16 protein-coding genes are annotated in these 20525 nt (G+C 72.9%); 9 read left to right on the top strand and 7 right to left on the bottom strand.

The window, feature by feature from the left end:
• The first annotated feature begins 160 nt into the window (after positions 1 to 160).
• Complete coding sequence (locus ACRX5W_RS17325) at positions 161 to 1255, top strand: bile acid:sodium symporter family protein (protein ID WP_436789063.1); 1095 nt, start codon at positions 161 to 163, stop codon at positions 1253 to 1255.
• Positions 1256 to 1366: 111 nt separating this feature from the next.
• On the opposite strand, the gene ACRX5W_RS17320 is transcribed toward ACRX5W_RS17325, so the two are convergent.
• Positions 1367 to 2614: an amidohydrolase family protein gene (locus ACRX5W_RS17320; RefSeq protein ID WP_436789062.1), complete on the bottom strand. Its 1248-nt coding sequence runs from the start codon at positions 2612 to 2614 to the stop codon at positions 1367 to 1369.
• Positions 2615 to 2800: 186 nt separating this feature from the next.
• On the opposite strand from ACRX5W_RS17320, the gene ACRX5W_RS17315 reads away from it, so the two are divergent.
• A complete protein-coding gene (locus ACRX5W_RS17315) occupies positions 2801 to 3574 on the top strand; it encodes an AraC family transcriptional regulator (protein ID WP_436789061.1) in 774 nt (257 codons plus the stop codon).
• Positions 3575 to 3814: 240 nt separating this feature from the next.
• Here ACRX5W_RS17315 and ACRX5W_RS17310 read toward each other — a convergent pair whose 3' ends face one another.
• A complete protein-coding gene (locus ACRX5W_RS17310) occupies positions 3815 to 4642 on the bottom strand; it encodes an alpha/beta fold hydrolase (RefSeq protein ID WP_436789060.1) in 828 nt (275 codons plus the stop codon).
• A 378-nt stretch (positions 4643 to 5020) separates the two neighbouring features.
• Here ACRX5W_RS17310 and ACRX5W_RS17305 point away from each other — a divergent pair, with 378 nt between their 5' ends.
• On the top strand, positions 5021 to 5482 hold the full coding sequence (locus ACRX5W_RS17305; RefSeq protein WP_436789059.1) for an SPW repeat domain-containing protein: 462 nt from the start codon (positions 5021 to 5023) through the stop codon (positions 5480 to 5482).
• 48 nt (positions 5483 to 5530) lie between these two features.
• Positions 5531 to 7132 carry an amidohydrolase gene (locus tag ACRX5W_RS17300; RefSeq protein ID WP_436789058.1) on the top strand — a complete coding sequence of 534 codons (1602 nt, stop codon included), beginning with the start codon at positions 5531 to 5533 and terminating at the stop codon, positions 7130 to 7132.
• A 5-nt stretch (positions 7133 to 7137) separates the two neighbouring features.
• Here ACRX5W_RS17300 and ACRX5W_RS17295 read toward each other — a convergent pair whose 3' ends face one another.
• Positions 7138 to 8376, bottom strand: a complete 1239-nt coding sequence (locus tag ACRX5W_RS17295) for an SLC13 family permease (protein ID WP_436789057.1) — start codon at positions 8374 to 8376, stop codon at positions 7138 to 7140.
• A gap of 320 nt (positions 8377 to 8696) precedes the next feature.
• Here ACRX5W_RS17295 and ACRX5W_RS17290 point away from each other — a divergent pair, with 320 nt between their 5' ends.
• The 3 genes from ACRX5W_RS17290 to ACRX5W_RS17280 all read left to right on the top strand — a co-directional run bounded on the left by ACRX5W_RS17290 (position 8697) and on the right by ACRX5W_RS17280 (position 12611).
• Positions 8697 to 10187, top strand: coding sequence for a PLP-dependent aminotransferase family protein (locus ACRX5W_RS17290; protein ID WP_436789056.1), 1491 nt, complete (start codon positions 8697 to 8699; stop codon positions 10185 to 10187).
• Between the two features lie 784 nt (positions 10188 to 10971).
• A complete protein-coding gene (locus ACRX5W_RS17285; protein ID WP_436789055.1) occupies positions 10972 to 11802 on the top strand; it encodes a polyprenol monophosphomannose synthase in 831 nt (276 codons plus the stop codon).
• A gap of 218 nt (positions 11803 to 12020) precedes the next feature.
• Positions 12021 to 12611: an FxsA family protein gene (locus tag ACRX5W_RS17280; protein WP_436789054.1), complete on the top strand. Its 591-nt coding sequence runs from the start codon at positions 12021 to 12023 to the stop codon at positions 12609 to 12611.
• 375 nt (positions 12612 to 12986) lie between these two features.
• Here the strand turns inward: ACRX5W_RS17280 and ACRX5W_RS17275 are convergent, their stop codons facing one another.
• From ACRX5W_RS17275 to ACRX5W_RS17260, 4 genes are all read right to left on the bottom strand, one after another.
• Positions 12987 to 13361: an RNA polymerase-binding protein RbpA gene (locus tag ACRX5W_RS17275; protein ID WP_436789053.1), complete on the bottom strand. Its 375-nt coding sequence runs from the start codon at positions 13359 to 13361 to the stop codon at positions 12987 to 12989.
• 261 nt (positions 13362 to 13622) lie between these two features.
• On the bottom strand, positions 13623 to 16316 hold the full coding sequence (locus ACRX5W_RS17270; RefSeq protein ID WP_436789052.1) for an ATP-binding SpoIIE family protein phosphatase: 2694 nt from the start codon (positions 16314 to 16316) through the stop codon (positions 13623 to 13625).
• A gap of 244 nt (positions 16317 to 16560) precedes the next feature.
• On the bottom strand, positions 16561 to 18276 hold the full coding sequence (locus ACRX5W_RS17265; protein ID WP_436789051.1) for an ATP-binding protein: 1716 nt from the start codon (positions 18274 to 18276) through the stop codon (positions 16561 to 16563).
• A gap of 168 nt (positions 18277 to 18444) precedes the next feature.
• Entirely contained in the window at positions 18445 to 18639 is a 195-nt protein-coding gene (locus tag ACRX5W_RS17260) for a hypothetical protein (RefSeq protein ID WP_436789050.1), read from the bottom strand.
• Positions 18640 to 19096: 457 nt separating this feature from the next.
• Here ACRX5W_RS17260 and ACRX5W_RS17255 point away from each other — a divergent pair, with 457 nt between their 5' ends.
• On the top strand, positions 19097 to 19555 hold the full coding sequence (locus ACRX5W_RS17255) for a flavodoxin family protein (RefSeq protein ID WP_436789049.1): 459 nt from the start codon (positions 19097 to 19099) through the stop codon (positions 19553 to 19555).
• Positions 19556 to 19584: 29 nt separating this feature from the next.
• Positions 19585 to 20223: a UdgX family uracil-DNA binding protein gene (locus ACRX5W_RS17250; protein WP_436789048.1), complete on the top strand. Its 639-nt coding sequence runs from the start codon at positions 19585 to 19587 to the stop codon at positions 20221 to 20223.
• The last annotated feature ends 302 nt before the right edge of the window (positions 20224 to 20525 follow it).

The following is a 20525-nucleotide window of genomic DNA, read 5'->3' as shown; positions in this document are numbered from 1 at the left end:
CCCCCCCCCCCCCCCCCCCCCGCGTCCGAGCGGGCCTTGTCCGGGGGCGGCTCGCCGGACAAGGCGCGCACACCCTGCGCACGACCCACCCGGCCACACCTCACCGGATACAACCGGCGCGACACCCCGACAGCGCGCCCCCCGACACCCGAAGGAAGCCATGCGCGACAGTACGCCCGTCCGCCGCCGCAGGAGGATTCCCCGGATGCGGCGGCTGCCGATCGACCCCTACATCGCCGCCCTCCTCGGCACCGCGGCCCTCGCCGCGGCGCTGCCGGCCCGCGGCACGGCGGCCTCGGCGTTCGGCGGCGTCTCGGATGTCGCCATCGGGCTGCTCTTCTTCCTCTACGGCGCCCGGCTGTCAACCGGCGAAGCGGTTGCCGGCCTGCGTCACTGGCGGCTGCATCTGACCGTCCTCGCCTGCACGTTCGTCGTCTTCCCCGGCCTCGGCCTGGCCGGCTTCGGCCTGGTACCGCACGTCCTCACCGAAGACCTGTACGTCGGGCTGCTGTTCCTGTGCGTCGTGCCGTCCACCGTGCAGTCCTCGATCGCACTGACGTCCGTCGCGCGCGGCAACGTGCCGGCGGCGATCTGCGCGGGCACGTACTCCAGCCTGCTCGGCATGGTCGCGACGCCGCTGCTCGCCGCGTGGCTGATCGGGTCGAAAGTCGACGTGTCCGCGGCCGGCCTGCTGTCCATCGGCACGCAACTGCTCGCGCCGTTCATCGCCGGCCAGGCGCTGCGACCGTGGATCGGCGGGTTCGTCACGCGCCACAAGAAGTGGCTGGGTCTCGTCGACCGAGGGTCGATCCTGCTCGTCGTCTACTGCGCGTTCAGCGCCGGGATGGTGGAAGGCATCTGGCAGCAGGTCACACCGTGGCGTCTCGCCGCGCTGTTCGCGGTGACCGCCGCGCTCCTCGCCATCGCGCTTCTGCTGACCGCAACGCTCGTACCGCGTATGGGTTTCGTTCCCGAGGACCGGATCACGATCGCTTTCGCGGGTGCGACGAAGAGCCTGGCCGCCGGGCTTCCGATGGCGGCCGTCTTGTTCGGCGCCCACGCGGGGCTCACGATCCTGCCGCTCATGCTCTACCACCAACTCCAGTTGATCGTGTGCTCGGTGCTCGCCGGGCGCTGGGCGAGGCGACACCCGGAGACCGCGGCACACACGAGTGACGACAGCGCTGCTCTCGTCCCGGCCCCGGCCGACGTGTCGGCTGAAGCCGCACATGTCACGACCGGACGCAACTCCTGAGCCCTACCGAGGCCCGGGTGCCGTAGGACTCGCCCCGGAGGACTCGACGCGGGTCCGCGGCCCCGGGGATGCCGCCGCCCGCATCGCGTGGACGCGGGCGGCGGGCGGTGGTCAGCGGGCGGCGTACAGCTCGGCCCATTCCTTCCGGGAGCGGATCGAGGTGTCGACGTCCGTCGCGCGGGCGCGCAGAGCTCCGACGGTGGCCTCGTCCTTCGGCACGTGGGCGAACGGGTCCCAGCCGAAGAACCGGCACGAGTTCTGCCAGGTGATCTTCTCGATCTCCTCGTCGGTCGCGCCGGCGCCGTTCAGTTCGGCCAGCACCTGCTCGGGGGCGTCGGGCCACATCGCGTCCGAGTGGGGAAAATCGCACTCCCACGCGATGATGTCGATGCCGATCTCGTTCCGCAGCCGCAGCGAAGTGGGGTCGGTCACGTAGCACGCGAGCGAGTGCTCCCGGAACACCTCGCTCGGGAGCCGGCCGCCGAAGTCGCGGCGCAGCCACACCTGGTTCGTGTAGTGGCGGTCGCAGCGGTCGAGGTAGAACGGGATCCAGCCGATCCCGCCCTCGGAGAACGCGACCTTCAGGTCCTTGTAGGTGCGCATGGCCGGACCCCACAGCAGGTCCTGGGCGCCGAGCACCGAGATCTGGCAGGCCAGGATGATCTTGTTGTCGACCGGGGCATCCGGGGCGAGCTTGAGGGCGCCGAAGCCCTGTCCGATGTGCAGGCACATCACCGTGCCGGTCTCGCACAGCGCCTCGAACACCGGCGCCCAGTACTCCATGTCGTGGTAACTGGGCAGGCCGTCCATGTGCGGCAGCTCCGGCATGGTCACCGCGTGGCAGCCCTTCGCGGCGACGCGCCGGATCTCGGCGACGGCCAGCGCCGGGTCCCACAGCGGCAGTATGGCGATCGGGATGAACCGGCCCGGGTACGCCGCGGCCCATTCGTCGATGTGCCAGTCGTTGTACGCCTGGATCATCACGACAGTGGTCTCGTCCTTGAAGTGGCTCAGGTGGCCCGCGCTGAACCCGGCGAACGTCGGGAAGCACATCGACGCCAGGATGCCGTTGCGGTTCATGTCCCGGACCCGCTCGTGGACGTCGTACACCCCCGGGCGCATCTCGGCATAGCCGGCGGGGTTCAGCCCCCACTCCTCGGCCGGCCACGAGATCACGGCGTTGAGGCCCGTGACGCCGGTCTGCCGGCCGCGGTACATCCAGCGGTCGACGCCGTTCTCGTCCGGGAGCAGGCGCGGAGCCTGGTCGGCCCACTTCTTCGGCACGTGCCGGTCGAACATGTCGGGGGGCTCGACGACGTGGTCGTCGATGCTCACGAGAATCATGTCGTCGATGTTCACGGGGCTCCTCGCTGCTTCAGCGCCACAGGAAGGGAGAGACGCTTGATCTCTTCACATGAGAATGCAACTCTCAAAGGCGTGCGACCAGGGTACGAGCGGCCGACGCCGACAAACGACGCGATGGCGGCCAACTTCTTGACTCCAGCGGCCAGGATCGGCCCGGTCGCCATGCGGACGGAGACGTCCGTGCCCGCGGGCACCCTGGCGTACGAGACCGAACGCCTTGTCACCGGCTGGCACCACCACGACCTGCACCAGCTCAAGTACCCGCTGGAAGGCATGGCCGAGGTGGAGACGGCCGAGGGCCGGTATCTCGTCCCGTCCCAGCAGGCGCTCTGGATCCCCGCCGGCCTGGAGCACAACACCACGCTGCGCAGCACGCGCACGGCCTCGGTGTTCTTCGATCCCTCGATGCTGCCCCCGGAGGCCTGCGACCACGCCCGGATCGTCCCCGCGGCGCCGCTGCTGCGCGAGATGATCGTCTACGCACTGCGCTGGCCCATCGCGCGCACCGCGACCGACGCCAAGGCGAACGCGTACTTCTCGGCCCTCGCTGTCGTCGTCGAGGACGGCCTCGACCGCGAGCAGCCGCTGCTGCTGCCCGCGAGCGACGACCCGCTGGTCGCCGCGATCATCGCCTACACCGAGGAACACCTCGCGACGGTGACCGCCGGCGACGTCCACAGCGCCCTCAACATCTCCGAGCGCACGCTGCGTCGGCGCTTCCGCGACGCCACCGGCACGACGTGGCGGTCCTTCGTCCTGCGCGCCAGACTGACCCGCGCCATGGCCGAACTCGCCCGACCCGGCGCCACCGTGCTCGACGTCGCCGCCTCCGTAGGCTTCGGCAGCCCCAGCTCGTTCAACCGTGCCTTCCGGACCTTCACCGGTCGTTCCCCGGCCGACTACCGCCGCCGGGCCCAGCAGCGCATCACCCCGACTGCCGGGACGGGCACCTGACCTGCTCGGGAGTGGCCGGGCTGATGCCGGACCGCCGGTGGCCTCCCCGCGATTGCCGGCACGGGCACCTGACCTGCGGCGTCCGCAGGGTCGAGGCGGGCACACCCACGTCGTCCGCCGCGGCGAGCAGTCACTCTGCCGGCCGCCCGGCCGCGCGCCCCTCTCGGCGGCGGCCCTGTCCCGAACGCGGCTTCGCCCCGCGCCCGGGTCGTGCGGGGCGCGGGGCGAAGGCGAACGCGGTTACTTGCGCAGGAAGTCGAGGAGGTCCGCGTTGAACCTCTCCTTGTCGCCGGGGACCATCGCGATGCCGTGCGAGCCGCCCTCGTACACCTTGAGCTCGGCATCGGGAATGATCTTGACGGCTTTGCGCGCGGTGGCGTCGATCGGCACCACCTGGTCGTCGTCGCCGTGCACGATCAGCGTGGGCACGTCGAAGCGCTTCAGGTCCTCGTGGAACGCCGTCGCCGCGAAGGCGTCGACGCAGGCGACGCCGCCTTCGATGGTCTCCGCCATGGCCATGTGCCAAAAAGCGTCCTGGTTGCCCTGCGTGGCCTTGCTGCCGGAGCGGTCGGCGGAGAAGAACCCCACGGCGGTGTCCTTCCAGAACTGCGACCGCTCGCGGAGGATGCCGGCCTTGATGTCGTCGAAGACGTTCTGCGGCACACCCTCGGGGTTGTCGGGGCCCTGCAGCATCAGCGGCGGGATCGCCGAGAGCAGTACGGCGGACCGGATCCGGCCGGTGCCGTGCCGCCCGATGTAGCGGGCGAGTTCGCCGCCGCCCATCGAGTGGGCGACCAGGGTCACGTCGCGCAGGTCCAGCCCGTTGATCAGGTCGTTCAGGTCGTCGGCGAACGTGTCGAAGTCGTAGCCGTCGTAGACGGGCGTCGAACGGCCGTGCCCGCGCCGGTCGTGCGCGATGGCGCGGTGACCGGCGTCCGCGACCGCCTTCATCTGGTCCTGCCACGCGTCACCGTTCAGGGGCCACCCGTGGATGAACACGACCGGGCGTCCGGCGCCCCAGTCCTTGTAGAAGATGTCGACGCCGTCACGCGTTGTGCACACAGGCATGGAGGGGTCCTCTCGGTCGGAGATCGGCGGGGGAGCCGCGGGAGCGTCCCCGCTGCTGCTTGCCGCGACGGGGACCGGCGACGCCGCAAGTCCCCACAGTTCGTCCGACCGGCTCACCGTGGACGGGGGCCGGCGACGCCGCGAGTCCCCACAGTTCGTCCGACCGGCTCACCGTCGCCACCGAGACTGTCCGCGCGGACACGGCCGTCACTCCCGGCCCTGCCGCTCCCCGGCGGCCGGAGGATGTGCCGCGCGGATTCCGCGTAACGCCCGGCACCGGGAAGGCCGGGAACGCCCGACCGGCTCGCGGGCGTTTGTGTGCCCCGTCGCCGGACAGCGTCGCGGGCAGACGCCGCTACATGCGATGCGGAGGCGGAGATGGGTGCACACATACAGCAGGCCCCGGGCCCTCGGCAGATCCCGGCCCGTCGCCCGTCGAACCGGCACGTGCACGCCGAGCACGCCGGCGACGTGCGGGACGCCGTGCTCAACACACTGCTGTTCGCGGTCGGGCTGTGGCTCATCGCGAGCTCGTGGGTCCTCAACTACCCGCTCGACGACGCGGCCGACGACGCGCGCTTCCAGGAGGTGCTGACGGGCCTGATCGTGCTCGCGGTCGCCGCCCGGGGGACGGTCCGGCCGCGCGGCATGGTGTCGGACCTGCTGCTCCTCGCGTCGGGCGCGTGGCTGGTCGCGGCGCCGTTCGCCATGGGGTACGCCGACAACCCGGCCGTCGACGAGGCCCGCACCAACGACATGGGCACCGGCATCGTGCTGCTGGCGATCGCCGTCACGTCGATCATCCTCGACCGGGTACGCCGCCGCGCCCTGCGAAGGTGACCCAGGGGGTGCCGGGCGACCGCCGGGGCACCCGGCAGACTGTGCGCCATGACCGTGATCCTGCTGCGCAATGGCAACGTCTACAGTCCCGCCGACCCCTTCGCGACCGCCATGGTCGTCGAGGACGGGACGGTGGCCTGGATCGGTGCGGAGGGCGCCGCCGAGGCGCATGTCTCCGCCGCCGACCAGGTGCTGGACCTGGATGGCGCGTTGGTGGCACCGGCGTTCGTGGACTCGCACGTCCACCTCACCGCGACCGGCCTGGCGCTGACCGGTCTGGACCTCGGCGGCCGTGAGGCCGGCCCGGGGCTCGACCGCATCGCGGCGTACGCGGGGTCGCTCTCCGGCGACGCGGCCGTGCTCGGACAGGGCTGGGACGACGGGTCGTTCGGGGACGCCCCGCCCGAGGTGGCGGAGCTCGACCGGGCCGTCGGCGAACGCCCCGCCTACGTCTCGCGCGTCGACGTGCATTCGGCACTCGCGTCGTCCGCACTCCGTGCGCAGGTAGCCGGGCTCGCCGGGATGGACGGCTTCCACCCGACCGGCCCGCTGCGCGGCGCCGCCCACCACGCCGTACGCGAAGCCGCGTTCGCCGCGCTGACCACCGCCCAGCGCTCCGCCGCGCAACAGGCCGCGCGCGCCAAGGCCGCGTCGGTCGGCATCGGCACGCTGGTCGAGTGCGCGGGCCCGCAGATCACCGGCGAAGAAGACCTGGCCCTGGTGCTCGCGTCAGCGCGCGAGGCCGGGCCGGATGTGGTCGCGTACTGGGGTGAAGCCGTCCAATCAGCCCAGCAGGCAAGGGAGTTGGTGACCCGGCTGGGCGTGCGCGGGCTGGCCGGCGATTTGTTCGCCGACGGCTCGATCGGATCGCATACGGCCTGCCTGCACGCGTCCTACGAGGACCGGCCCGAGGGCCGAGGCCTCGCGCACCTGAGCCCGGAACAGGTCGCGGCACACCTGCTGGCCTGCACCGAAGCCGGCGTGCAGGCGGGATTCCACGCGATCGGCGACGCCGCCGTGGACGCCGTCGTGGCGGGTGTCCGGGCGGCGGCGGACCGGTTCGGCGCCGCCGCGGTGCGCGCGCTTCGGCACCGGATCGAGCACGCGGAGATGATCAGTGCCGACGCGGTCGCCGCGTTCGCCGAATTCGGGCTGTTCGCATCGGTGCAGCCAGCCTTCGACGCGGCCTGGGGCGGCCCGGACGGGATGTACGTGCGGCGGCTCGGCAAGGAGCGCGCGGCGCGGATGAACCCCTTCGCCGACCTCAACCGCGCCGGCGTGCCCCTGGCGTTCGGGTCCGACGCGCCCGTGACCCCGTTCGACCCGTGGGGAACGGTCCGCGCGGCGGCGTTCCACCGGACCGAAGAGCAGCGGATCTCCGTCCGCGCCGCGTTCACCGCCCACACGCGCGGCGGCCATCGGGCCCTCGGCCGCGACGACGAAGGCGTGCTGGTGCCGGGCGCGCCCGCCACGTACGCGGTGTGGCGCACCGGCGAGCTGACCGTGCAGGCGCCCGACCGGCGCGTGTCGGCGTGGTCGACCGACCCGAGCTCGGGGACCCCGGGCCTGCCGGACGTCTCGCCTGGCCAGGACCTTCCGGTGTGCGTGCGCACAGTGGTGCGCGGCAGGACGGTCTACGGGGCCGAGTGACGCACTCAGGTCCCGACGACCCGCAGCGCGGCCCAGAGCGCCACCACCGCCCCGACGAGCGACGCCGGCACGGTCGCGAGCCCGAGCATTGTGAACTCCCGTAGCCCGACCGGGTGTTGATGGCGGTGCAGGATACGCCGCCACAGCAGCGTGGCGAGGGAGCCGGCGTACGTCAGGTTGGGGCCGATGTTGGCGCCGAGCAGGACCGCGAGGACCATGCCGGGGCCCGCCGGCGCGGTCAGCGGGACGAGGACCAGCACGGCCGGCAGGTTGTTGATGACGTTCGCCAGCAGCGCGGCGAGCGCGGCGACCGCGAGCAGCGCCCACAGCCCGGTCCCGGAGGGGACCGCGTGCGCGAGGACGTCGGCCAGTCCGTTCTCGACGACCGCCCGGACCACGATGCCCAGGCCCAGCACGAACGCGAGGAACGGCACGTCCGCCGACGCGGCGATCATGCGCACGGTCGTCCTGCGCCCCGGCCGCACGATCGCGCGGGCGCCCATCACCAGCGCCCCCGCGGCCGCCGCCCACGCCGGGGAGACGCCGACGGCGGACGCCACGACGAAGCCGCCCAGCGTCGCCACCACGGTGACCAGCGCGAACCATGGCGTCGGCGGCACCGCGGTGGTCTGCGGCGGGGCCGCCACGGCCGCCAGATCGACCGCGAACCACCTTCGCAGCACCACGTATTCGACCGCGATCGCGACCAGCCACGGCAATGCCATGAGCCCCGCGAAACGCACGAACGTCAGCCCGCTCGCGGTGAACGCCAGCAGGTTCGTCAGGTTCGACACCGGCAGCAGCAGCGACGCCGTGTTGGACAAGTGCGCGCAGGCGTACGCGTGCGGCGCGGCACGCGCCCCGAGCTGCCTCGCGGTGACCAGCACGATCGGGGTGAGCAGGACGACCGTCGCATCCAGGCTCAACACCGCGGTGACCGCCGAGGCGAACACGAACACCGCCGCGAGCAGACGCGGCGGATGCCCGCGCGAGGCCCCGGCCATCCACGCACCCGCGGCCCGGAACAGCCCCTCCTCGTCACACAGCCGCGCCAACACCAGCACGGCGGCCAGGAACCCCAGCACCGGCGCGAGCTCGCCGGCCTCGTCCCAGGCATGAGCGGGACTCAGCGCGCCGGTCGCCACCACCGCCCCGGCGGCCGGAACCGCGACCGCCGCCTCGGGCAGCCCGAACGGACGGGCGACGGCGCAGGTGAGCACGGCCGCCAGCAGGACTGCGGGCACAACATGCGTGAGTACGGTGTCCAGGGCGCAAGCCTTCGGGTGACGGGTCGGCCGAGATCACAGCAGGACACGGTACGGAAGTCCGGCGCGCTATCCGAACGGCGCAGACCTCCGCGGGCTCTGCCGCGGACGTGTGCGTCGTCGGGCCCGGCTTCGGTCACCGTCGATGCCGGCCTGCCCCTGTCACCCCCGGTCCGTCAGCCTTCTTCCTCCGCCACTGGCTCCCCGACGCGGGCCACTGATGCGACAATGACCCTCATTGGACAGGAAATCCATGGCCACTTGCCCGGATGCACCCAGGCCCCCACAAGAGTGGACTGATGACCGTGCCGCACCTGACCGTCAGCAGCACCCGTCTGGTCGACCTGCTCCAGCCCTGGCAGCCGCCCGCTTCCGGCCCGCACATCCCCGCCTACAAGGCGCTCGCCGACAGGATCCGGTCGCTTGTGCTCGACGGCCGGGTCCCCCTCACCGCCCGCCTGCCCGCGGAGCGCGGCCTCGCCGAACGCCTGGGGGTGTCGCGCACCACCATCGCCGCCGCGTACGACCTGCTGCGCACCGACGGCTACCTCGTCTCGCGCCGGGGCTCCGGATCGTGGACCGCCCTGCCCACCCACCGCACCGACCTGCCGACGCGCGCCCTCGTGCCCGGCACGGCCACCGGCACCATCGACCTCGGCGTGGCGGCCCTCCCCGGCCCCGGACACGCCCTCCAGCGCGCCGTCGCCGACGCGACCGAGGCGCTTCCTGCGTACGCCGCCGCACACGGCTACCACCCGGCCGGGCTGCCCGTCCTGCGCGAGACCATCGCCCGCCGCTATACCGAACGCGGCGCGCCCACCACGCCCGACCAGATCATCGTGACCGGCGGTGCGCTGTCCGCGTGGGTGTTGGTCCTGCGTACCTTCCTGCACGCCGGCGACCGCGTCGCCGTCGAGTCACCGACGTACGCCAACGCCCTCGAAGCCGTACGTGCCGAAGGCGGCCGCCCGGTCCCGGTCCCCATGGCCGAAACCGGCTGGGACCTGCCCGCCTGGCACGACGCGCTGCGCGCCGCCAACCCGCGCCTGGCCTACCTCATCCCCGACTACCAGAACCCCACCGGGCACCTCGCCGACACCGAGACCCGCCGCCGGCTCATCGACGACGCGCGGGCCGCCGGGACCGTCCTCGTCGTCGACGAGACCTGCGCCGACCTCGCCCTCGACACGCCTCCACCCCCGCACCCCGACCATCCCGCGCCGGTCGCCGCGCACGACCGCAGCGGGGCCGTGGTCACGATCGGCTCGGCGTCAAAGTCGTTCTGGGGCGGCCTGCGCATCGGCTGGGTCCGCGCGACGCCCGACCTCGTACGCCGCCTCGTGAGCACCCGCGCCGGCCTCGACGTCGCCGCTCCGGTGCTCGACCAACTCGTGCTGCACCACCTGGTCGCCGACCACGCCGACGCCATATTGGCCGCGCGCCTGCCCGCGCTCCGCGATGCCCGCGACGCACTCGCCGCACTGATCCGGACCCACCTCCCCGGCTGGACGTTCTCCACGCCGCCCGGCGGCCTGTCGCTGTGGGCGCACACCGACACCGCCTCCACCACCGTCCTCGCCGAGGCCGCCTCCCGGCACGGCCTCCGGGTCGCCCCCGGCACGCTCTTCAGCACCACCGGCGCCTTCGAACGCCACCTGCGGATCCCTTACACGCTGGACGAGGCGACCCTCGCCGAGGCCGTACGCCGCCTCGCCCTCGCAGCGGCCGAAACCGACCGGTCGCGGCCGGATGCGGGTCTGACCGCGTCGTTCACCGGCTGTGTGGCCTGACGGGCCGCATCGCCGGCCGTGTGCGGCGGAGGCCCCGGCGTTACGCCGACCGACGGGCGATTCACCCGCGACGGCACTTCCGCATGCCGCCCCGCACGACCCCGCCGACCAGCGAAAACGTTGCAACACCCCAGGTCAGACCGCAGTTGACACCATGCCCGCCCGGACCACTACGTTCGCTCACGTGCACCGCAGGACCACCGACCGGGAACACCTTCCCGGAAATTGCGCACGCGACCGGGCCCGGTGACCGCAAGGCCACCCCTGCCAGACCCGGCCCCGCACGCGCGTCCGGGAAGCCGCCGAGCGCGCTCGCCGCGCGCCGGCCGGACGGTGCGACCCGGGTGGGGACCGGCCGCCCAGTAGACAACGGCCACCGAGACCGGCAGCCAGCCGGTCCGTGGTCGGCCCGAAGGGCACCGGCCCCACCCGCCACCATGTGCGGGCACCGCCGACAACCGGCCGCGTACGCCGCCTCCCGCCTGGCCTCCAGGCCCTGCGCGCGGTCCTCCCCGCGTCCGCTCCCGGGGTCCCTTTTCGGCAACCGCGACCGCGAAACCCCACGCCGGGCCCATACGTTGTACCGTCACAGCCGTACACGCACCGTGCCCGGCCGTACCGCCCGCCGCGACCGGCCCGGCACGGCCCCAACGCACGCGCACGCGCGCGCCGCGACCACCACGCGGAACACAGGCGAGGAAGAACGACACGTGACCGACGCACGGGGGTCGACGCGCCCGACGCGTCCGCAGTGGCCGGCGGACGACCCCACCGAGGAGACGATGTGAGCGCCCCCCACGAGCAGAACACCTTCACCGATCTGGGCAAAGTGCTCGTCATCATCCCCACGTACAACGAGTCCGACAACATCGAGGGCATCGTGGGCCGCCTGCGCGCCGCGGCCCCCGATGTGGACGTACTCGTCGCGGACGACAACAGCCCCGACGGCACCGGCGAGATCGCCGACGCGCTCGCCGAGCACGACCCGCACGTCCAGGTCCTGCACCGCAAGGGCAAGGAAGGGCTGGGCGCCGCCTACCTCGCGGGATTCCACTGGGGCATCGACCGCGGCTACGACATTCTCGTCGAGATGGACGCCGACGGCTCGCACCAGCCGGAGCAGCTTCCCCGCCTGCTGGAGGCGATCCGGGACGCCGACCTGGTGCTGGGGTCGCGCTGGGTGCCGGGCGGCTCGATCGTGAACTGGCCGACCAGCCGCAAGTTCATCTCGCGCGGCGGAAGCCTGTACTCGCGCACGATGCTCGGGATCGACATCCGCGACGTCACCGGCGGCTACCGGGCGTTCCGCAAGGAGACCCTGCTCGGCATCGACATGGACTCGGTCGCCTCGCAGGGCTACTGCTTCCAGGTCGACCTGGCCTGGCGCGCCGCCCGGCGCGGCTACCGGGTCGTCGAGGTCCCGATCACCTTCGTCGAGCGCGAACGCGGCAACAGCAAGATGAGCCGCGCGATCTTCGTCGAGGCCCTGTGGCGCGTGACCGCGTGGGGTGCCGGCCGGCACATGGAGCGCTTCCGACGCGGTGGCAAGACCGGTACGGCGAGCGACGGCGGCGGCCAGGCGCGCGGCGCCGGCGGGAACACTCCGGGCGCCTGAAACGTCTACTGACGTAGGGGGACGCGGCGTCGCGACGACCGGTCGCGACGCGTCCCCCGCGCACCACCCAGACCCGCCCGGCTCTTGCAGCACCAGTCGAGCACCACCCGCCCCGCTCCGGCAGCACACCGGAGCGGGGCACCCCGGGGCCCACAGCCCGCCCGCCCCGCGTCCCCGCGCGGAATCCGCCCCGGGACGGGGACCGGAAGGAGACCCCTATGCGCCGCGCCGCGATCCTGCTGCCCCTGGTCGCCCTGCCGATCCTGGAGATCTACCTGATCAGCCGGGTCGGGACCGCCATCGGGGCGGGCAGCACCGTGTTGCTGCTCCTGGCCGGAGTCATCGCCGGTGCGCTCGCGATCAAATACGAGGGCCGGCGTGCGCTCAACCGCCTCAGCGCGGCGGTCACCGCGAACGCCGACTCCCACAACCCCCTCGCCGCCGCCATACCGACCCCGGCTGCGAACCGCGCCGCCGCCGACGCCGGGCTGGTCATCCTGGGCGGGATCCTGCTGATCATCCCGGGCTTCATCACCGACGCCCTGGGCCTGCTGTGCCTGCTGCCGTTCACCCGGCCCCTGGTCCGCATGGCCATCGGCGGTGCCGTCGGCAGCCAACTCGCCCGCCGCACGCGCTTCGGCGCGGCGATGGGCCACGCCCGAGAGACCCAGGACCGGATGCGCATGCGCCGCCCCGACGGCAAGGTCGTACCCGGCGAGGTCATCGAAGGCGACGTCGTCGACCGCAACGGCGAACGAGTCTGGCGCCCCGAGGACTCCGAGCGCGGCCCGGGGCGGATCACGGGCTGACGGCCCTTTCGAGGGCCGCCGGGTTCATGTTCGACCCAGAAGGCGGAAACCGGCGCCCGCCTCACGAAGACCGTCCGTGATCGAGACCGTGCGCGTAGTCCACGGTCTCGATCACGGACGGTCTCGGTGGCGTTCGGCGGCCGAGGGCCGCGTGCGGTTCACACGTACAGCCGACTCACGCGTGCAACGCATGCCCATGGAGCGACTGGACCGACGAAAGGCTCCCGTCCGATCGCGGGATCGGACGGGAGCCTTTCGCTGTCTACCGGCCGCTGCGGGACCGGCTGTGCGGTGAACTTTTCCGGATGGGCCTTTCGGCGTCTCTTCCTCGGGTCCTCGGGTCCTTGGGTCTTCAGGGGGTCCGGTGGCCGCCGGTCAGGCGGTCTTGCGGTTGTTGCGCGGGTCGTGGTGCAGGTTGATGCCGCCCGACCTCAGGACGGCGAGGCGCTCCGCCAGAACCTCTTCGAGCTCCTCGCGGGTGCGCCGCTCCATCAACATGTCCCAGTGCGTACGCGCGGGCTTGTTCTTCTTCTCCTCCGGCGGGGCGCCGTCGACGAGCTGGGCGACCGCGCCGCAGCTCCGGCACTCCCAGACCGGCGGGATCTCCGCCTCGACGGAGAACGGCACCTCGAATTGGTGGCCGCGCGGACACGCGTACTCGACGGTGCGACGAGGGGCCAGGTCGATACCACGGTCGGTCTCGTAGCTGGTGGCGCCGAGGCGCGTGCCGCGGAGAGCTCGCTCACTCATGAAATCGTGCCTCCTGGGCCGATAAGTCCACTGCGACAGCCGTGGCTGCCTGTTCGATCGATCAACGTGCGACAGGTCCGGAAGATTCCCGGAACGTCATGGAGACGTGCTCCCCGGACGCCTGCGCCGCCGAGCTAACTACCCCGATGATGAAGTTTCATCCCATATCGGACATATAACCGCCACCTCCCTGCGGAAGCGTTGGTCTGATATGTCCACTTTGTGGGGCCATACGCAGCATGCATTTCGGTCGAATACGAACTACCCGGGGTCCGGCAGCTCGGCCCAGACGACCTTGCCGGTGTCGGTCGGACGCACGCCCCAGTCCGCCGCGAGGGCCGAGACGATCAGCAGGCCGCGGTGTCGCTCGTCCGCCGAACCGGCGTTCATTCGGCGCGGCAGGCGTCCGTCGTGGTCCGCCACCTGGACCACCAGCCGCCCCGGACGTAGGCTCAGGCGCAGCTCCATGGGCGTCCGCGCGTGCTCCACCGCGTTCGCGACCAGCTCGGTCACCACTGAACACGCGCCGTCCACCGCCGCCGCGCGCCGCCAACGGCCCAGCACCGACCGCGTGAAGTTCCGCGCCTCGCGCGCGGCGCGCGGTGTCGGCGGCAGCTCCAAGGTCGCCGCCCGCTCCCGCCCCGCCTGCGCCCGCACCAGCAGCAACGCCACATCGTCATGCTCGCGGCCGGTCAGCATGCCGCTCATCAGCCGGTCGCACGTGTCCTGCACGCCGCCCGGGTTCCGCGCGGCCCCGTCGACCGCGGCGGTGAACAGCAGCAGCCGATCGGCCAGGGACGCGTCGTGCCGCTCCACGAGGCCGTCGGTGTACAGCAGCAGCCGGTCACCTGCCCGGAACCGCGCGTCGGCGTCGTCGAACGGCGTGCCGTCCACGCCGAGGGGTACGCCCAAGTCGTCGTCGAGCAGCCGCACTTCGCCGTCCGCCGAGATCACCGCGGGCGGGAGGTGGCCGGCGTTGGACCACCGGATGACGTCCTGGTCCGGGTCGTACACGGCGTATACACACGTGGTGATCTGGTCCTCCGAGCCCATGCCGGCCATCAGTCGGTTCAGATGCCGCATCACCTGCGCGGGCGGGAGATCCATCACCGCGTACGCCCGCACCGCCGTGCGCAACTGCCCCATCACCGCCGCCGCCGCAAGCCCGCGGCCCATCACGTCGCCGATCACCAGCGCCACGCGCCCCGCGGACAGCGGGATCACGTCGAACCAGTCGCCGCCCACCTGCGAACCGCGTGCGCCCGGCAAGTACCGGCACGCGATCTCCAGCGTCTCGATGTCCGGCAACTCCGGGGGCAGCAGCGAGCGTTGGAGGCGAACCGCGGTGTCCCGCACACTCCGGTACAGCCGCGCGTTCTCGATCGCGGACGCCGCCTGCGACGCGATGCCCAGCGCCAACTGCTCGTCGCGTTCGGTGAAGATGTCGGGCTTGGAGTGGGAGAAGGCGAACGACCCCAGCCCTTCGCCGGTGCGGCTGACCACCGGTACCGCGAGATAGCTGCGCACCGCCGGGGCATCCGGGTCGTCCGCGACCGGGGCGAGGTGCCACGCCCCGGGATGGTCCGCGACGTCGCCGCAGCGCACGACGTCGACGGCCAGATGCGCCCCGGTGAGCCGCACCCCCGGGGTGGGGAGAAGGGGGTGCGGCGACGGGCCGCGTGTGGCGGCGGCGTGCCGGATGTCGTCCAGGCCGTCCGTGTCGCAGTCGCGGTACAGCAGGATGCCGTGCTCGGCGGCGATCACGGTCGTCGCGGCGTCGGTGGCGAGCTGCACGAGCGCGTCGAGTTCGAGCTCGCGCGTCAACTGCTGCCCGATGTTGTAGAGCGTCTCGACGATGTGCCGTTCCTGCTCCAACCGGCGCTGTTTCGCCTCCAGTTGCTCCGCCTGCGTGCGGACCCTGCCGCGGTAGGTCTCGACCGTGCGGGCCTGCTCGACCGTGGTGTCCTCGGCGACCGACAGGAGTTGTTCCAACGCGTCGAGGCGCGCGGCGGTGAGCTGCCCGGTGCGCGGGGTCGGCACGGGGGTGGACGGGACGGGCAGCAGCGCCAGCCGGGTCGCGGCGGTCAGGCCGCGCAGCGACTCCGCGGTCGACAGCGGCACGTGGGCGGCGGTGAACAGGAGCACCGCGAACAGGTCGCCGCCCGGAAGTGCCCCGGCGTACCCCAGCACCGTGCGCACCTCGTGGCGCGCCGCGAGGGGGTCGGGGATGTGCGCGATCGCGTGGCGCTCGGAGTCTGCGTCGGCGTCGGTGTCGGGACCTGCCGCATTGATGCCGGAGGAGTCGAAGTCACGCTCGCCGTAGGGGAGTTCCTGGCGGTCAACCTCGCTTGCGAGGGCGACGCCGCCCGCGCTGCCGGGGTGCGGGGCCACCGGGCTGCCGGCGGCGGCGGACCGCACCGGGCCCGAACGGCCCTGCGCGGAGGCGATATCGGTCGCCTCCGGGAGAAGGCCCTCGCCCGCCTGCGCCGGCCCCTGCCCCGACCCTTGCCCCGCCCCTTGCCCCGAGTCCGGCCCCGAGCCGTCCGGGGAGGCCGGGACGTCGGGCCGCAGGATGCCCAGATCGCGTAGCACCGAGGCCAACGCCGGGTGCAGTTGGGCCACTTCGCCGGGGGAGTGCAGCGAGACCAGCTCCGGCTGCCCGGGATGGCCCGGCCCGGGATCGTACTCCCCGTCCCCGGCGAGGAGTTCGAGCACTTGCCCGGGCGCCGACACGTCGCAGCCCGAAGTGCCGCAGCCCTCGACACGGGCGGTCGCGTACACCCGTGCGAGCGCCACTTGGGCGGCCCCGGTCGCAGGGTCGACGAACGCGCCGCGCAAGTGCCGTGCCACAGCGTAGGCGGCGTCCTCCGTCGTCGCCGCCGAGGCCGCAGCCTGGCGTAAGTCGGACCCACAGACGACGAGGTCGCTGGGGGTGAGGTTGGCGAGGTCGAACACGGGCGTCCACGTCCTCGGCTGCCGTCCGGCCGGTCCTGTCGGGGGACCATCATGGCGTGCGAAACGGCCGGGTGCGGGGCCTTTGGCGCATTCGTGCCCGGTTGGGGGAACGCGGGGGTGGTACGCGGGTATCCCGGCCGGTACTCCGCCCCGCACGCAGTCGCCCCGTGGGCCCGCCGAGGCGATCGAACTCCCCGGCACGGCTGGGGACATCAGCCGCCGGAGTACGGAGCCATCGGCCCGGTCAGCGGGTCTTGGACAGCGGTGCCCCGGCCGTCGTCTTGACCAGCGACATCGGCGGCGCACCCGGCTCGGACTCGACCTTCTCGACGACCTTCTCCAGGATCGCGCCGCCGGTGACGTGGGCGTTCGGTGCCGGCGCGGTGTGCCGGGGGAGTCCCCGCAGCACGACGTCGGGCAGCAGGTCCAGGATTCGCCGCCGGTCCGCCTCGGGGGTGTCGTCTTCGAGCGGGTCGGGCGTGTACGGCGTCTGGATGCGGATGACCGGACCCGCGCCGATGCGCGCGTAACCGCGCCCGGGCGGCATGGCGTCGCCGCCTGCGATACCGGGCGTGGCACCCAGCGCGGTCATCAGGTCGTGGTCGTCGAGCGGCCCGAGGGCGATGCGGGTGTGCGTCTCGCCGAGGAACCCGGGGTGCAGGCGCGCGAGCCGGCTGGGCCGGGCGGTCGTGACCAGGCTGATGTGCGTCGTACGGCCGAGGCGCAGCGGCAGGTCGAGCAACTCGTACACCTCGGAGGCGGTGGCGCCGGTCGCGTCGGCGAGTTCCGCGGGCTCGTCGAGCAGCACGAGAAGCGGGCGTCGGGCGTCCTCGGGCACCTGTACGGCGGCGGCCTTCGCGGCGCTGATCGCGGCGGCGCGCCGCGTCGCCTCGGCGTGCAGCCACGAGAGGGTCGCGCGGACCTGGTCGGCGGTGTTGTCGACGCGCACGACACCGGCGCGTCCGGAGAGATAGGCGAACTCACCGGAGCCGGTGGCGTCGATCGCGACCACTTCGCCGTCGCGCAGCGCCTGGAGGGCGATCGTGCGCAGCAGCGTGGTCTTGCCGGACGCGGGCCCGGCGACGACCAGCAGGTGGGGCGCGCTTGTCCGGCTGCCCGTCCGCCAGATGACCGGCGGCAACTGCTGCGCGAGGGCGCCGGGATTGCCGGGGTCGGTGTGGACGGGAATGAGGCGGTCGGAGGACGTGGCGTCGGTGAAGCCGAGCACGATCTCGCAGGGCGCGGTGATGTAGTGCTGGGCAGGGACCGGGCCGGGCAGCGGGGGGAGCGCGGCGACGGTGAGGCGGTTGTTCTCGGTGTCCCAGTTGTACAGGTATTCGCGGGACCGGCCGGCCTTGGCCTCGATGACGCGTTCGATCCGGGCGCGTGAGGCCGGGTCGTCGTCGGTGAAGTAAGGGGAGTAGCGCATTTCGAGGCGGGTGAGACGGTCGCCGTCGAACTCGTGGTGCTCGAAGGGCTTGGTGTAGTCGCCGCCCGGGACGAACAGGCCGTCGGGGTCGTGGCCGTCGGACAGGTGCGGCACGAGTCCGTTGTAGACGGCCTGGAGACGTCCGCTGCCGGGCGGCGGGCCGGGGACGGGCGGCATCGTGCGGGTGCGGCCGAGCCACGCGGCGGCGCCGACGACCGCGCCGAACGCGAGCAGCAGGCCGAACGGCAGGAAGTACAGCAGAACCAGAGCCACCGCCAGGGCGACGGCGGCGACCTGGCGGTGGTTCGCGGGTGCGGCCGTCCACCACCTGCGCCCCCGGCCGGCCCCGAGGCGCAGACCCCGGCTGACGCACAGGAGCGGCGCGAACATGTCGCGCGCATGGTGGCGCACGCGGGCGACGTGGGCGCGACCGCCGGCGAGCCCGGCCCTGGTGGCGGCGTATCCGTTCCGCGTGGCGTCCGCGAGGCGTCGGGAGAAGGCCGGGGCGGTGGGAGGCAGAGGGGAGGGCACGGGGGCTCCTGGTCGGCAGGTCTGGCGGGACTCGCGGTCGCGGCGGGCTCCGGGGGGGGCGGGTACGCGCCGGGCCCCGACTCGTCGCCGAGCCAGGGCCGGTGCCGCGCCGGTAAGCACGTCGCCCGGCCCGCCGCGGCCCGGCGTTCAGGGACTTGCGCGTACGGGTCAGAAGGAGATGTCGCTCAGCATGCCGGCCACGCTGTTGCCGCCTGCCGTGATGTGCGGCGCGGCGGCCGTGCCGGCCAGGTAGAACCCGAAGAGCGCACAGACGACGGCGTGAGAGAGCTTCATCCCGTCCTTGCGGAAGAAGAGGAAGGCGATGACGCCGAGCAGCAGGACTCCGGAAATCGACAGGACCACGGTGACTCCTGGGTGTGCGGTGTGGGGGACGACGGCGCTCGCACGACGCCGGATCAAACAGAAAGTGTTCTCATACTTACAAGAAGTGAGTAGGGGCGAAAGTGGCAAATGGGTAATTTGTCGCTTTTCTCTGGGCCGAGTGCCGCACGTGACCTCGGGTGTGCCCGCGACCTCGTTGACCCGTCGGCGTCGGGTACCGGGGCTTTGTGCGTGCGGCGCCTCCGCTGCGACACCGGACGTGGTCGTCAGGCGCACGCCCCGCGTTTCCGCGCGTCCCCCGCGCGACCATTGGCTCGCGCCGTGTGCCGCGTCCGCGATGATGTGTGCGGCCCCGGGTCTGGTGCGTCCGCCTGGCGCGCGACTGTCGGCCCGGGGATGAGCGTCGGCCCGCGCTGTGTGCCGGGCCCGCGATGATGTGTGCGGACACACGGCCCGTTCCCGGAGAGGTGTTTCGTACGTGGCGGTTTTGCTGGTGGTGCATCACTCCCCCTCCCCGACACTCGCCGAGCTGCTGGAAGCCGCATTGGCCGGAGCCCGCGACCCGGACATCACCGGGGTCGAGGTGCGGGTGCGCCCCGCGCTGGTCTGCTCGCCCGCCGAGGCACTGGAGGCCGACGGCTACCTGCTCGGCACCCCCGCGAACATCGGCTACATGTCGGGAGCGCTCAAACACTGGTTCGACCAACTGCTGTACCTCCGGTCAGGCGACCTGCTCCGGCGGCCGTACGGCCTGTACGTGCACGGCGGCAGCGACACGACCGGCGCGGTGCGCTCGGTCGAAGGGGCGGCCTCGGCGATGGGGCTGCGCCGCGTACGGCCGCCGGTCGAGGTCACCGGCCCGGTGACGAAGGCGGCCCGGGAGGCGTGCGCGGACCTCGGTGCCCTGGTGGCGGCGGAGCTGATGGACGACGACTGAGTGGGCGCCGGGCGGGCAGCCGCGTCGGCATGAGTGGGACGCGTTATGCCGGGGCCGAGGAGTACATGCCCGACGAGACCCGCCGGTCGCTCGGCACGCTACGGGCCGCACTGCCGGCATGCCAGGGCTGCGACCTGTACCAGGACGCGACGCAGGCGGTGTTCGGGGACGGCCCCGCCCGCGCGCGCGTGATGCTGGTCGGCGAACAGCCCGGCGACCGGGAGGACCGCGAGGGCGCGCCCTTCGTGGGCCCGGCCGGGCGGCTGCTCGACCGGGCTCTGGCGGCGGCGGAGATCGATCGGCGGGACGTCTATCTGACGAACGCGGTCAAGCACTTCCGGTTCCGCCGGGAGACGCCGGGCGGCAAGCGCCTGCACCAGGCGCCGACGTTGTCGCAGATGGTGGCGTGCCGGCCGTGGCTGGAGGCCGAGGTCGCGGCGGTCGACCCGCACGTGGTCGTGGCGTTGGGCGCGACTGCCGCGCGGGCGCTGATGGGACGCGACTTCCGCCTGACGGCGCACCGCGGCGAACCGCTGTCCTCACCGGACGACGGCCGCATGGTGGTCGCGACCGTGCACCCGTCGGCCGTACTGCGCGCCCCGGACCGCGCGGCGGCGCTCGCGGGACTCGTCGACGACCTGCGGGCCGTCCACGCGGTGATCGGCTGACGGGCGGACGGATCCCGCCGGGCCGCTGCCTGCGCCCGCGTGCCGGGGACCGTCGCACGACCGACCACCCCGCACGATCTGCTGCCGCGGGCGTGGCGGTTGGTTGTGCCGGGCTGATTCCCGGTCGCGCCCCTTCGCGCAGGTTCGGTGATCGCGGGCCGACGCCGAGTGCGAGAGCCGTGGGCCAAGAGGGAGCCACTGGCCGGCTCTCGGCGCTGCCGGGCGGCTCCGGCCACGTGCTGAGGCCGACCCCGGCCCGCCCCAAGTGCGGTGGTCACGAACGATCACCGGGTCTTGCCGCG

Source organism: Yinghuangia sp. YIM S10712, from assembly GCF_051388935.1.
In the GTDB taxonomy this organism is placed as follows: domain Bacteria; phylum Actinomycetota; class Actinomycetes; order Streptomycetales; family Streptomycetaceae; genus Yinghuangia.
This window is presented reverse-complemented; position numbering and strand designations above follow the sequence as displayed.

What these genes read in the sequence shown, in the direction of transcription:
- ACRX5W_RS17275 (WP_436789053.1), bottom strand. Translation starts at nt 13,361, where the DNA reads ATGAGTGAGCGAGCTCTCCGCGGCACGCGCCTCGGCGCCACCAGCTAC.
- ACRX5W_RS17300 (WP_436789058.1), top strand. Translation starts at nt 5,531, where the DNA reads ATGACCGTGATCCTGCTGCGCAATGGCAACGTCTACAGTCCCGCCGAC.
- ACRX5W_RS17280 (WP_436789054.1), top strand. Translation starts at nt 12,021, where the DNA reads ATGCGCCGCGCCGCGATCCTGCTGCCCCTGGTCGCCCTGCCGATCCTG.
- ACRX5W_RS17290 (WP_436789056.1), top strand. Translation starts at nt 8,697, where the DNA reads ATGACCGTGCCGCACCTGACCGTCAGCAGCACCCGTCTGGTCGACCTG.
- ACRX5W_RS17325 (WP_436789063.1), top strand. Translation starts at nt 161, where the DNA reads ATGCGCGACAGTACGCCCGTCCGCCGCCGCAGGAGGATTCCCCGGATG.
- ACRX5W_RS17305 (WP_436789059.1), top strand. Translation starts at nt 5,021, where the DNA reads ATGGGTGCACACATACAGCAGGCCCCGGGCCCTCGGCAGATCCCGGCC.
- ACRX5W_RS17250 (WP_436789048.1), top strand. Translation starts at nt 19,585, where the DNA reads ATGAGTGGGACGCGTTATGCCGGGGCCGAGGAGTACATGCCCGACGAG.
- ACRX5W_RS17310 (WP_436789060.1), bottom strand. Translation starts at nt 4,642, where the DNA reads ATGCCTGTGTGCACAACGCGTGACGGCGTCGACATCTTCTACAAGGAC.